This window comes from Streptomyces sp. NPDC034099, from assembly GCF_055575415.1.
Window position 1 is genome coordinate 58,212 of record NZ_JBVISR010000010.1, and the last position, 12,485, is coordinate 70,696.

Genomic DNA, 12,485 nt, shown 5'->3' on the forward strand with positions numbered 1-12,485 from the left:
GGGCGGTGTCAGGCGGGTCGGTCGCCCTGCCGCGGCGGAGCGTAGGAGCCGAGGAAGTCGGCGCCGCTCTCCTGCCGCCGCCCCGGAGCGTAGGGACCGAGGTGGTCGGCGCCGGTGCCCTGGCCCTGCCGCGCCGCCCCGGGCAGGGCCAGGCCCGCCCGACTCGCGCGCCGCCGGGCGATCCCGCGCCGCGCCTTGACCCCCCAGCTCGCGACGACGGCGAGCACGATCAGGGCGAGCACCGTGATCTGCACCCAGTCGGGCAGGAAGCCCAGGACGGCCTCGAAGATCTGGGACTTGGCCGAGGCCAGCGGCACGCCTGTGTACATGGATCGTCTTCCCCTCCCGTTCCGCCCCCTGCGGAACCGGAGGGATCCTAGCGATCCGCGAGCGCGTGCTCCCCCGCTTTTCGCATGGCGGCCAGCGGCGCGGGAGCCCGGCCGGTCATCTGCTCCACCTGGAGCACCGCCTGGTGGAGCAGCAGGTCGAGGCCGCTGACGACGGCACCGCCGTACGCCGACCAGCGGGCGGCGAGCGCGGTGGGCCAGGGATCGTAGAGCACGTCGAAGAGGGTGGTGGGCCGCTCGGGGACGGCGGCGGCGAGGGTGTCGGTGGCGCCGGCCGGCGTGGTGGCCACGACCAGCGGGGCGTGCAGCGCCTCCTCGGCGTCCGCCCAGTCCGCGATGCGCACGTCGACGTCCAGCCGCTCAGCCCAGCCCCGCATCTCGTCGGCGCGTGCCGCGCTGCGCACGTAGACGGCGATCTCGCCGGTGCAGATCCGGGCCAGTGCGGCCAGCGCGGAGGACGCGGTGGCCCCGGCGCCGAGGACCGCGGCGGTCTCGGTCTTCTCGATGCCGTGCTCGCGCAGGGCGGCGACGATGCCGGGGATGTCGGTGTTGTCGCCGGCCTTGTGGCCGTCCTCCCCGAACACGACGGTGTTCACCGCGTCCACGGAGGCCGCGGTCTCGCTGACCGAGTCGAGCAGCGGGATCACCGCCCGCTTGAGCGGCATGGTCAGCGACAGCCCCGCCCACTCGGACCCCAGCTCCTCGAAGAAGCCGGGCAGCGCCGCCTCGTCGACGTCGAAGCGGTCGTACGTCCAGTCGGTGAGGCCCAGCTCCGCGTAGGCGGCGCGGTGCAGCACCGGAGAGAGGGAGTGGGCGATCGGGGAGCCGAGTACGGCGGCCCTGCGCCGGTCAGTCGCCGGAGCTGGCATCGAACTTGTCCTTCAGCTTCAGGAACTCGTCGTGGGTCTTGGCGAACTCGGTCTTCTCCACGCCGTCGGTGGCCACGAAGTAGATCCAGCCGTCCGTGGTGGGGTTGAGCGCCGCTTGCAGGGCCTCGTCGCCGGGGTTGCCGATGGGCCCGGGCGGCAGGCCCCGATTGGTGTAGGTGTTGTACGGGTCCATGTTGCTGTTGATCTCGGACTCGCTGATGTGGATCTTGCTCTGGCCCATCAGGTAGTTGAACGTCGAGTCGAACTGGAGCTTCTGGTTCGTCTCGGTGTTGGACTCCTTGAGCCGGTTGTAGATGACCTCGGCCATCTTGCGGAAGTCGTCGTGCGTCTTGCCCTCCGCCTGCACCAGGCTCGCGGCGGTGAGCAGCTCCCACGGGCCCTTGAGGCCCAGGCCCTCCGCCTTCTCCTCGAGGCCGATCTTCTCGTACTGCTCGCTGGCACGTGCCACCATCTGCTTGAGCACGTCCTCGGGCTTCTGCCCCTTGGCCGCCGAGTAGCTGGACGGATAGAGGAAGCCCTCCAGGGGGTCCTTGACGCCCTTGTGGTTCAGCGCCCACTCGGGCAGGCCGAGTTCCTTGTACTCGGACTTGGCGACCTCGGCGGTGGTGCCCGCCTTCACTCCGAGGCGCTTGTCGATGAGCTCGTAGACGGCGGCGTTGCGCTTGCCCTCGGCGATGATCAGGTTGCTGCGGCTCTTCGGGCTGAGCAGGAGCTCGACCGCGCTGTCGGCCGACATCTCCTTCTGCAGCGTGTACACGCCGTCCTGGATGCTCTTGCCGCGCGGGTTGCTCTGCTGGGCGGCGATGAAGGCGTCGACGCTCTTCACCACGCCCTGCCGCTTGAGTTCCTGGCCGATCGTGGAGCCGCCCGCGCCCTTGGGGATGGTGACGGTCACCTGCTCGCCGTTGCCGTCGCCCGCGAAGTCCGGGGCCGTGCCGAAACGATCCTGGTAAAACTGGTACCCGAAATATCCGACACCTGCCACACCGCCGCCGAGCACCAGGCACACCACCAGGCAGGCGCATCCGCTGCGGCGTTTCTTGGGCTTGCCGCCGCCCCGGGACCTGCGGTCCTCACGACCGCCCCGGCCGTCGCCCGGCGCGTCGTCCTCGTCGGCGTCCCCGCCCGCGAAGAAGGCGTGCTCCCCCTCGTCGGGACCGGGGTCCCAGTCGGTGCGCTGCGGCTCGGGCTCGGCGCGCCGGCGGGTGGGCGGTTCCGGCGGCGGGTACGCCTCGGGGGTGCCGTAGAAGTCGGGCTGCTCGGCACCGTAGCCGCCGGCCTGCTGTCCGTAGGGGTCGGACGGGTCGGCCGGGTACTGCGCCTGGGGGTGTGCGCCGGCGCCCCAGCCGTTGTCGTGGACCTGCTGCGGCTGGGCCTGGGGCGCGTACTGCTGGTCGTACTGCTGCTGACCGTACTGGTGCTGGTCGTACTGCTGCTGGTCGTACTGCTGACCGTACTGGTCGTACTGCGGCTCGGGGTGCTGGTGGCCGTACTGGTCGTACTGCGGCTGCCCGCCGTCGTACGACGACTGGCCGCCGTTGCTCCAGTCGCCGTGACCCTGCTGCGCCTGCTGCTGCTCCGGATACTGCTGCGGCTGGCCGCCGTAGGGGGACTGCTGACCCGCATGGGCCTGCTGTCCGCCCCATCCGCCGTCCCCGTACAACGGGTCCTCGGGATGCCACGGTTCGGAGCCAGGGCCCCGGCCATACTCAGTCATCGATCCCCTAGAGCCGCGAGGCGACGGGGGGCGCGACCTGTGCCGAAGGGCTCGCTTCCGTTCCGCCTCTTGCTGTGCGGTGGCTGTTCGAATGCCTCCGCATCGCGCGGAACGTTACCGTACCGCGATCAGATGACCACTTCGACGCCCTCGCCGGGTGGCCTGCCTGACACCCGTTCGGATTCGAGGGCCTGCTGAAGGATGATCACAGCGGCGGCCTGGTCGATGACGGACCGGCCCTTCTTGGAGTTCACTCCCGAGGCGCGCAGCCCCTGGCTGGCGGTGACCGTCGTCATCCGCTCGTCGACGAGCCGGACCGGGACCGGGGCGATGCCGCGGGCCAGCTCCTGCGCGAAGCGCCTGACCTTGGCCGCGGCCGGGCCCTCGCCCCCCTTGAGGGAGCGAGGGAGGCCGACGACGACCTCGATGGGCTCGTACTCCGCGACCAGGTGCCTCAGGCGCCGGTGCGCGGCCGGGACGTCGCGGCCGGGGACGGTCTCCACCGGGGTGGCGAGGATGCCGTCGGGGTCGCAGGAGGCGACCCCGATCCGGGCGTCGCCGACGTCGACGGCCAGGCGGCGGCCGCGGCGCATCACCGGGCCGTCCGTCCGGCCGTTCTCGGGCGTGCTCACTTGGCGGTGTCCGCCACGAGGCGCTCGACGGCGTCGACGGCCTCGCCGATGGCGGCCGGGTTCTGGCCGCCGCCCTGGGCGACGTCCGGCTTGCCCCCACCGCCGCCGCCGAGGGTCTTGGCGGCGGTGCGCACCAGGTCACCGGCCTTGAGACCGCGCTCGCGGGCGGCCTCGTTGGTGGCGATGACCGTGAGGGGCTTGCCGTTGACCGTCGTGAACAGGGCCACGACGGCGGCCCGGCCGCCCTGGATGCGGCCGCGCACGTCGAGGACCAGCTTGCGCAGGTCGTCGGCGGTGGTGCCGTCGGGGACCTGCCCGGTCACCAGGGCCACGCCGCGCACGTCCTTGGCGGAGTCGGCGAGGCCGCCGGCGGCCTGGAGGACCTTCTCGGCGCGGAACTTCTCGATCTCCTTCTCGGCGTCCTTGAGCTTGCCGAGCATGGCGGAGACCTTCTCCGGCAGCTCCTCCGGGCGTCCCTTGATCAGCTCCTGGAGCTGGGCGACGACCGTGTGCTCGCGGGCGAGGAAGTTGTAGGCGTCCACGCCGACGAGGGCCTCGATGCGGCGCACGCCCGAGCCGATGGACGACTCGCCGAGCAGCTTGACCAGGCCGAGCTGGGCGGTGTTGTGCACGTGGGTGCCGCCGCACAGCTCCTTGGAGAAGTCGCCGATGGTCACGACGCGCACGCGCTCGCCGTACTTCTCGCCGAACTCGGCGATGGCGCCCTGCTTCTTGGCCTCGTCGATGCCCATGACGTCGGCGCGTACGTCGAGGTCGCGGGCGAGCACCTCGTTGATCTTCTGCTCGACGTCGGTCATCACCGCCGTCGGCACGGCGGACGGCGAACCGAAGTCGAAGCGGAAGCGGCCGGGCTGGTTCTCGGAACCGGCCTGCGCGGCCGTCGGGCCGAGAGCGTCGCGCAGGGCCTGGTGGGTGAGGTGGGTGGCCGAGTGGGCGCGGGCGATGGCCTTGCGGCGGCGGTCGTCGATGGAGGCCTGGGCCTTGGCACCGACGGTGACCTCGCCGACCTGGACGACACCCTTGTGGACGTAGACGCCCGGGACCGGCTTCTGGCAGTCGCGGACCTCGATCACGGCGCCGGTGTCGACCCGGATCCGGCCGGTGTCGCCGATCTGGCCGCCGCCCTCGGCGTAGAACGGGGTGCGGTCCAGGACGATCTCGACCTCGTCGCCCTCGGTGGCGGCCGGGGAGGAGGCGCCGTCGACGAGGATGCCGACGATCGTGGACTCGCTCTCGGTGTCGGTGTAGCCGACGAAGTCGGTGGCGCCGGCCTTGTCGGCGATCTCCCGGTAGGCACCAGCACCGGCGTGACCGGTCTTCTTCGCCTGGGCGTCGGCCTTGGCGCGCTCCCGCTGCTCCTTCATCAGGCGGCGGAAGCCGTCCTCGTCCACGGAGAGCCCCTGCTCGGCGGCCATCTCCAGGGTGAGGTCGATCGGGAAGCCCCAGGTGTCGTGGAGCAGGAACGCCTTGTCACCGGCGAGGACGCTGCCGCCCGCGGCCTTGGTGTCGCTGACGGCGGTGTCGAGGATGTTGGTGCCGGCCTTCAGCGTCTTGAGGAAGGCGTTCTCCTCGGCGAGGGCGACCTTCTCGATGCGCTCGCGGTCGGTGATCAGCTCGGGGTACTGCTGCCCCATCATCTCGATCACGACGTCGATGAGGTCCTTGACGACCGGACCGGTGGCGCCGAGGAGCCGCATGTTGCGGATGGCGCGGCGCATGATGCGGCGCAGCACGTAGCCGCGGCCCTCGTTGCCGGGGGTGACGCCGTCGCCGATGAGCATCACGGAGGTGCGCATGTGGTCGGTGACCACGCGCAGGGACACGTCCGAGGCCTGGGCGTCGCCGTAGGCCACGCCGGTCAGTTCGGTGGCCTTCTTGATGACGGCCATGGAGGTGTCGATCTCGTACATGTTCTGCACGCCCTGCAGAATCATGGCGAGGCGTTCCAGGCCGAGGCCGGTGTCGATGTTCTTGCTCGGCAGTTCGCCGAGGATCTCGAACTCCTCCTTGCCGATGCCCTCGCCCCGCTCGTACTGCATGAAGACGAGGTTCCAGATCTCCACGTACCGCTCGTCGTTGACGGCGGGGCCGCCCTCGACGCCGAACTCGGGGCCGCGGTCGTAGTTGATCTCGGAGCAGGGTCCGCAGGGGCCGGGGACGCCCATGGACCAGTAGTTGTCCTTCTTGCCGAGACGCTGGATGCGCTCGGAGGGGACGCCCACGACGTCGTGCCAGATGCGCTCGGCCTCGTCGTCGTCCTTGTACACGGTGATCCACAGGCGCTCGGGGTCGAGGCCGTAACCGCCCTTGTCCTGGGGGCTGGTGAGCAGCTCCCAGGCGTACTTGATAGCGCCTTCCTTGAAGTAGTCACCGAAGGAGAAGTTGCCGCACATCTGGAAGAAGGTGCCGTGGCGGGTGGTCTTGCCGACCTCTTCGATGTCGGGCGTGCGCACGCACTTCTGGACGCTGGTGGCGCGGTCGAAGGGCGGCTTGACCTCACCCAGGAAGTAGGGCTTGAAGGGCACCATGCCGGCCGGGACGAGGAGCAGAGTCGGGTCGTCCGCGATGAGCGACGCCGAAGGGACGACGGTGTGACCGCGCTCCTCGAAGAAGCTCAACCAGCGGCGACGAATCTCGGCCGACTCCATCAGTGGTCCTCATTCCGGTTGTACGAGTGCGTCGTCCTGTCGTCGACGACGTACTTCGGGTTGCTGCTGTCGCTGTTCTCGATGGCGTGGGGACGCCCGGGGGCGGCGAGTCCCCGGTCGACGGGGGCGTTCAGGCCCAGCGCGTCGTCCAGTTCGGCCTCCCGCTGGGCCATGTTGTCGCGGACGTCGAGCGCGAAACCCACCGCGCGGTCCCTGACCCGGGTGCCCACGTCGAGCGCCTTGTTCGCCGCGGTGGCGGCGAGGCTGTCGGGGGTGAGCTGCTTGAGCTTCCGGTTGACCTTGGTGGTGGCCCACACACCGGCGGCCATGCCGGTGCCGAACCAGAACGTACGGCGGAACATCGCTCGGTCAGCCCTTCTTCCGCTTCGTCCGCCGCGCGGCCGGGAGCGTGCGGCCCACGATCACCGTGCGCCGTGCCTGGGCAGCCGGGGCGGACATGTCCTCCTTGCGACCGCCGAGTGCCCGGCGCACGCCGTACCCGAACGCCGCGACCTTGACCAGCGGGCCGCCGAAGGTGGAGGCCACGGTGGTGGACAGCGCGGAGGCGTTCGAGGTGACCTCCTGGACGTCGGAGGCGATCGCGTCGACCCGGTCGATCTGGGTCTGCGCGCTGCGCACCGCCGCGGAGGCGTCGGCCAGCAGCGGGACGGCCTGGTCGGTCACGTCCGCCACGAGTTTGGTGGTCGTCCTGAGCGTCTGGGCCAGCCTCGCCAGTGCGACGGCGAGGAAGGAGACCAGGATCGCCCAGAAGACGGCCACCAGGATCCCGGCCACCTCGCCACCGGACACTGTGTGCACCCGCTCCCTGAAAGACGTGCCTGAACATCGGGAAAGTCGTGCACCGAGCCTATCGCGCCGGGCGCGGGGCTCCGTACCGCATTCCCCGTCCCGCGCGGCGCGGTGCGGTCGGGTTCGGTGAAGCGATTGTACGGAGTGAATATGGTTCAGTACGCTCCGTGTTCATGCGAGACCATCGGCGCGACGGCATCCCGCACGGCAATCTACCGCTGGAACTCGACACGTTCGTGGGCAGAGGGGCACAACTGGCGGAGCTGGCCAGGGCGCTGGACTCCGCACGGCTGGTGACCGTCACCGGCGCCGGTGGCGTCGGCAAGTCCCGGCTGGCCGCGCGGGCGGCCGCGCGCCGCTCGCCCCGGGACGGGGTGTGGCGGGTGCAACTGGCGCCGGTGCGGGACGAGGAGTTCGTCGACTACGCGGTCGTGGAGGCGCTGGGCCTGACCGACCACACGACCCGGCTGCCCCGCGAGACGCTGCTCGCGCACCTGGCCGAGCGGGAGCTGCTGCTGCTCCTGGACGGGGTCGAGCACCTGGTCGACGCCTGCGCGGCGCTGGTGACCGACCTGCTCGGCCGTGCCCCGGGGCTGCGGGTGCTGGCGGTGGGGCGCAGGCCGCTGGGCGTGGCCGGGGAGCGGCTCGTCCCGCTGGCGCCGCTGGGGACGGAGGAGGCGATGGAGCTGCTGACGGTCCGGGCCGGGCAGCGGAGCGTCACCTGCGGTTACGCCGCCGACCCGGACGCGGACCAGCGGGAGGTGCGCGAGCTGTGCCGGCGGCTGGACGGGATCCCGCTGGCGATCGAGCTGGCGGCGGGGCGCCTGGGCGCGCTGTCGCCGGGCCAGGTGCTGCGCCGCCTCGACGACCGGTTCCGGCTGCTGACCGGCGGGGACCGCACCGCGCTGCCCCGGCACCGGACGCTGCGCACGGCGATCGGCTGGAGCCACGAGCTGTGCACGCCGCCGGAGCGGCTGCTGTGGGCGCGGCTCTCGGTGTTCGCCGGGCCGTTCGACCTGGAGGCCGCCGAGTACGTGTGCAGCGGGGACGGGCTGCCGGCCGACGACGTGCTCGACGTCCTCTCCGCGCTGCTCGCGCAGTCCGTGCTGACCCGCGAGGAGACGCCGGCCGGGGTGCGCTACCGGATGCTCGACACGGTACGGGCGTACGGCGCCGACTGGCTGGAGGCGACGGGGGACGCGGACCGGCTGCGGCGGCGGCACCGGGACTGGTACGTGGGCCTGGCGACCTGGTGCGAGCTGGAGTGGTTCTCGCCGCGCCAGGGCGAGGTCGCCGCGCGGGTGGACGCCGAGCTGCCGAATCTGCGCAGCGCCCTGGAGCACTGTCTGGACGAGCCGGACGGTGCCCACCTGGGCCAGTACCTGGCGGGCGCCCTGTGGTTCCACTGGGTCGGCTGCGGACGGCTGTCGGAGGGGCGGCACTGGCTGGAGCAGGCGGTGCGGCTGGACGCGGAGCCGACGGCGGGCGAGCAGTCCCGGCTGAAGGCGCTGTGGGTGCTCGCCTACGTGGCGATCCTCCAGGGCGACACGGTCCCAGCGCTGGCGGCGCTCCAGGAGTGCCGGGAGGAGGCCGAGCGGTCGGCGAACCCGACGGCGGCGGCGTACGCGGAGCACCGCACAGGCTGTCTGGCACTGGTCACGGACGACATGCCGCGCGCTGAATCGCTCCTGCGCTCCGCGCTGCGCCGCTACCGGGAGATCGGCGAACTCAACAGCAATGTGCTGATGGGCCAGGTGGAACTGGCGATGACGCGGGCGTTCCAGGGCGATCTGCCGGACGCGGTGCGCCTGTGCGAGGACGTGCGCCAGGTGTGCGAGGACCACGGCGAGCGCTGGGCGCGGGGATACGCCCTGTACGTGCTGGCCTACGCGGCCTGGAGCGACGGCGAGCCGGTGCGCGCCCGCGAGCTGCTGGCCGACTGCCTGGGCAGTGCGCACCGCTTCCGCGACCAGCTGGGCTCGGTGCTGGCGGTGGAGCTGCTCGCCCTGGTCACGGTGGCGGAGGGGGACGCGGCGGAGGCGGCGGTGCTGCAGGGCGCGGCGGCGCGGATGTGGCCGTCGGTGGGGCTGCCGCTGTTCGGCTCGGCGCACTACAACGCCCCGCACGAGCTGTGCGAGACGGCGTCCCGGGACCAGCTGGGCGACGAGCGCTACGAGGAGTGCGTACGGCACGGGACGCGGCTGGGCCGCCGGGAGGCGGTGGCGCGGGCGCTGCGCCGGCCCGGGGTGCCGGTCTCGCTGCCGGGGCCGCGCCCGACGGCCGGGGGGCGGGCCGCGGCGGGCACCCGGACGGCGAAGCCCGCCGCCTCACCCACCCGGAAGGGCGGGGAGACGGCGGGCTGAGGTACCGCTGGTACTGCGCCTGCTCGTTTCGGCGTGTCCGCTGGATCAGCGGGCGTAGTACTCGACGACGAGCTGCTCGTCGCAGATCACCGGGATCTCCTTGCGGTTCGGCTCGCGGTCCAGGCGGAACGCCAGGGCCTTGAGGTTCACCTGGAGGTAGCGCGGGGTCTCGCCGTCGGGGGCGAAGCCACCCTCGCGGGCGATGGTGAAGAGCGTCTTCTCCTTGGAGCGCTCGCGCACCTGCACGACGTCGTCCGGGCGGACGCGGAAGGACGGCTTGTCGACCTTCTGGCCGTTGACCTGGATGTGGCCGTGCACGACCATCTGGCGGGCCTGGTAGATCGTGCGGGCGATGCCCGAACGCAGGACCAGCGCGTCGAGACGGCGCTCGAGCTCGATGACCAGGGCCTCGCCGGTCTTCATGTTGGTCTTGGAGGCACGCTCGTAGGCGCGGACGAGCTGGCGCTCGCTGAGGTCGTACTGCGCGCGCAGACGCTGCTTCTCGAGCAGACGGACCTTGTAGTCCGAGTTCTGCTTGCGGCCGCGGCCGTGCTCACCCGGCGGGTAGGGGCGGGCCTCGAAGTACTTGACGGCCTTCGGGGTCAGCGCGATGCCGAGGGCACGCGACTTCTTGACCTTGGGGCGGGGCTGGTTCGCCACTGTCTGTGTCTCTTCTCTAGGTTTCCGGCTTGTCAGGGTTGAGGGAGGTCGCAATCCGCAGCCGGGGAAACCCGCCGGGTCCGCTCGGGACCTGCCGGGCAGCCGCTCCCCTGGTCTGGGCACATACGTGCAGCACGCGAGTGGCCCACCGACCGCTCCCGGAAGCCGGGTGGTGGTGGGCTGCCCGCGACACCATCGACGGTGCGCGACGCTCCTGGAACCCGCGAGGGTTCCGGCCGGTCGTCCCGTTCTGACTGCACGGGACACGGCACTCCGAGGGAGTCTACAGGCTGCTCAGGACGGCTTGCGACCGAGGTGCCCGCGGGTCCACTCCACCGCGTCCGCGTACCGGGCCTCGGCGCCGTGCCGGGTCGGCGTGTAGTACGTCCGCTCCTTCAGCCCGTCCGGGGCGTACTGCTGGGCGGCGATGCCCTCGGGCAGGTCGTGCGGGTACACGTACCCCTGCCCGTGCCCCAGCTTGCCGGCGCCCTTGTAGTGGCTGTCGCGCAGATGGGCGGGGACCGGGCCGGCGTGCCCCTTGCGCACGTCCTCCAGGGCGGCGCCGATGGCGGTGGTCGCGGCGTTGGACTTGGGGGCCAGCGCCAGGGCGATGGTGGCGTGGCTGAGGGTGAGGGCGGCCTCGGGGAAGCCGATCATGGCGACGGCCTGGGCGGCGGCTACGGCGATCTGCAGCGCGTTGGGGTCGGCCAGGCCGATGTCCTCGCTGGCGGAGATCATCAGGCGCCGGGCGATGAAGCGGGGGTCCTCGCCGGCCTCGATCATCCGGGCCAGGTAGTGCAGGGCGGCGTCGACGTCGGAGCCGCGGATGGACTTGATCAGTGCGCTGGCGACGTCGTAGTGCTGGTCACCGTCCCGGTCGTACTTCACCGCGGCGCGGTCGACCGTCTCCTCCAGCGTGGTCAGGGAGATCTCCGGCTCTCCCTTGTCCAGCGCGGCTCCGGCTGCGGCCTCCAGCGCGGTGAGCGCGCGGCGGGCGTCGCCGCCGGCGATGCGCAGCAGGTGTTCCTCAGTGTCCTCGGGGAGCGTGACGGCGTCCTTCAGGCCGCGCTCGTCGCTCAGGGCGCGGCGCAGCAGGTCCCGCACGTCGTCGTCGGTGAGGGGTTCGAGGGTGAGCAGGAGGGAGCGGGAGAGCAGCGGGGAGATCACCGAGAAGTACGGGTTCTCGGTGGTGGCGGCGATCAGGGTGACCCAGCGGTTCTCGACGGCCGGGAGCAGGGAGTCCTGCTGGGCCTTGCTGAAGCGGTGGATCTCGTCGAGGAAGAGGACGGTCTCCTTGCCGTACCCGCCGACCGCGCGGCGGGCGCCGTCGATGACCGCGCGGACCTCCTTGACGCCCGCGGTGATCGCCGACAGCTCCACGAACCGCTTGTTGGTGGCCTTGGAGACGACGTACGCCAGGGTGGTCTTGCCGGTGCCCGGCGGGCCCCAGAGGATGACCGAGGAGGGTCCCGCGGGGCCGGACGCGCCCTCGCCGACCAGGCGGCGCAGGGGGGATCCGGGTTTGAGCAGGTGCTGCTGGCCGACGACCTCGTCAAGGGTGCGCGGGCGCATCCGCACGGCGAGGGGGCTGCCGGTCGGGTCCTTCTCCTGGCGTTCTTCGGCTGCGGCGGTGAACAGATCGGGCTCCACGCTCTGAACCCTAAAGGACCGCACCGACAAGCGAGCCGCCCGTCAGCTGGTCCAGAAGTCCCACCAGCGGGTGAGGATCATCATGCCGATGATGCCGATGTGCAGTACCGGCAGGACCCAGGTGAACTCGCCGAAGAACCCGCGCAGCCAGCCCGGCGCGGGCAGGAAACCCTTGCGGACGTTGAAGGACGTCACGTACCAGAACATCAGGATCGTGGCGACCCAGGCCAGGCAGCACCACAGGCACAGCGAGTTGATCCGGTACAGGGACTGGAACTGGAGCCACGAGACGAAGGCGACGCCGAACAGACAGCCGGCGTTGAAGGTGAGCCAGTACCAGCGCGGGTAGGTGGCGCGGGCGAGCAGGCTCATGCCGACGCAGATGACGATGCCGTAGGCGACGAGGCCGAGCATCGGGTTGGGGAAGCCGAAGGCCGAGGCCTGGTCGCTCTCCATGATGTTGCCGCAGGAGACGACCGGGTTGAGGCTGCAGCCGGGCGTGAAGGTGGTGCCGGCGACCTTGGCCTCGAGGATCTTCTGCTTGTCGATCGTGATGACCCACGCGGCGAGCAGACCGGCCGCGCCCGTGATCACCAGCAGCAGTGCGAGCGCGCGGCTGCCGCCCTCGGTGCGCGGGGTGCGGGTGCCGCTGGCCGGCGCGGACTCTGCCACGGTGGAGGCGTCCTTCACTGTCGTCTTGCTCATCACGCCGATTCCGTCACTGGGGAGTGGGACCTGCTTCGGGCA

General features: G+C 71.5%; 11 protein-coding genes. 1 reads left to right on the forward strand and 10 read right to left on the reverse strand.

Annotated elements, in window-relative coordinates:
* Window positions 1-8: 8 nt before the first annotated feature.
* The 7 genes from ACZ56V_RS26675 to ACZ56V_RS26705 form a co-directional block, all read right to left on the reverse strand.
* Entirely contained in the window at window positions 9-329 is a 321-nt protein-coding gene (locus ACZ56V_RS26675) for a hypothetical protein (RefSeq protein ID WP_468945742.1), read from the reverse strand.
* Between the two features lie 47 nt (window positions 330-376).
* Window positions 377-1,216 carry a shikimate dehydrogenase gene (locus tag ACZ56V_RS26680; protein WP_398917138.1) on the reverse strand — a complete coding sequence of 280 codons (840 nt, stop codon included), beginning with the start codon at window positions 1,214-1,216 and terminating at the stop codon, window positions 377-379.
* Window positions 1,197-2,954: an endolytic transglycosylase MltG gene (mltG, locus tag ACZ56V_RS26685; protein ID WP_398917139.1), complete on the reverse strand. Its 1,758-nt coding sequence runs from the start codon at window positions 2,952-2,954 to the stop codon at window positions 1,197-1,199. The genes ACZ56V_RS26680 and mltG overlap by 20 nt, the downstream gene beginning before the upstream one ends.
* A 128-nt stretch (window positions 2,955-3,082) precedes the next feature.
* Window positions 3,083-3,547 (reverse strand): Holliday junction resolvase RuvX, encoded by a 465-nt coding sequence (ruvX, locus tag ACZ56V_RS26690; RefSeq protein ID WP_356365170.1) that lies wholly within the window; start codon window positions 3,545-3,547, stop codon window positions 3,083-3,085.
* Between the two features lie 35 nt (window positions 3,548-3,582).
* The gene (gene alaS, locus ACZ56V_RS26695; protein ID WP_398917141.1) at window positions 3,583-6,255 is read right to left on the reverse strand and encodes an alanine--tRNA ligase; all 2,673 of its coding nucleotides are present in this window, start codon (window positions 6,253-6,255) and stop codon (window positions 3,583-3,585) included.
* Window positions 6,255-6,617 carry a hypothetical protein gene (locus ACZ56V_RS26700; RefSeq protein WP_398917143.1) on the reverse strand — a complete coding sequence of 121 codons (363 nt, stop codon included), beginning with the start codon at window positions 6,615-6,617 and terminating at the stop codon, window positions 6,255-6,257. Before ACZ56V_RS26700 ends, alaS begins: the two co-directional genes overlap by 1 nt.
* Before the next feature lie 7 nt (window positions 6,618-6,624).
* Window positions 6,625-7,074, reverse strand: a complete 450-nt coding sequence (locus ACZ56V_RS26705; RefSeq protein WP_076973493.1) for a DUF948 domain-containing protein — start codon at window positions 7,072-7,074, stop codon at window positions 6,625-6,627.
* A 164-nt stretch (window positions 7,075-7,238) separates the two neighbouring features.
* Here ACZ56V_RS26705 and ACZ56V_RS26710 point away from each other — a divergent pair, with 164 nt between their 5' ends.
* Entirely contained in the window at window positions 7,239-9,428 is a 2,190-nt protein-coding gene (locus ACZ56V_RS26710; RefSeq protein ID WP_468945747.1) for an ATP-binding protein, read from the forward strand.
* A 45-nt stretch (window positions 9,429-9,473) separates the two neighbouring features.
* Here ACZ56V_RS26710 and rpsD read toward each other — a convergent pair whose 3' ends face one another.
* From rpsD to ACZ56V_RS26725, 3 genes are all read right to left on the reverse strand, one after another.
* A complete protein-coding gene (gene rpsD, locus ACZ56V_RS26715; protein ID WP_003977321.1) occupies window positions 9,474-10,088 on the reverse strand; it encodes a 30S ribosomal protein S4 in 615 nt (204 codons plus the stop codon).
* 294 nt (window positions 10,089-10,382) lie between these two features.
* Window positions 10,383-11,738 carry a replication-associated recombination protein A gene (locus tag ACZ56V_RS26720; RefSeq protein ID WP_104634805.1) on the reverse strand — a complete coding sequence of 452 codons (1,356 nt, stop codon included), beginning with the start codon at window positions 11,736-11,738 and terminating at the stop codon, window positions 10,383-10,385.
* Between the two features lie 42 nt (window positions 11,739-11,780).
* Window positions 11,781-12,443, reverse strand: coding sequence for a vitamin K epoxide reductase family protein (locus ACZ56V_RS26725; protein WP_398917149.1), 663 nt, complete (start codon window positions 12,441-12,443; stop codon window positions 11,781-11,783).
* Window positions 12,444-12,485 lie beyond the last annotated feature (42 nt).

Coding starts and splice junctions, on each gene's coding strand:
- ACZ56V_RS26675 (WP_468945742.1), bottom strand. CDS start 329: ATGTACACAGGCGTGCCGCTGGCCTCGGCCAAGTCCCAGATCTTCGAG.
- ACZ56V_RS26680 (WP_398917138.1), bottom strand. CDS start 1,216: ATGCCAGCTCCGGCGACTGACCGGCGCAGGGCCGCCGTACTCGGCTCC.
- mltG (WP_398917139.1), bottom strand. CDS start 2,954: ATGACTGAGTATGGCCGGGGCCCTGGCTCCGAACCGTGGCATCCCGAG.
- ruvX (WP_356365170.1), bottom strand. CDS start 3,547: ATGCGCCGCGGCCGCCGCCTGGCCGTCGACGTCGGCGACGCCCGGATC.
- alaS (WP_398917141.1), bottom strand. CDS start 6,255: ATGGAGTCGGCCGAGATTCGTCGCCGCTGGTTGAGCTTCTTCGAGGAG.
- ACZ56V_RS26700 (WP_398917143.1), bottom strand. CDS start 6,617: ATGTTCCGCCGTACGTTCTGGTTCGGCACCGGCATGGCCGCCGGTGTG.
- ACZ56V_RS26710 (WP_468945747.1), top strand. CDS start 7,239: ATGCGAGACCATCGGCGCGACGGCATCCCGCACGGCAATCTACCGCTG.
- ACZ56V_RS26725 (WP_398917149.1), bottom strand. CDS start 12,443: ATGAGCAAGACGACAGTGAAGGACGCCTCCACCGTGGCAGAGTCCGCG.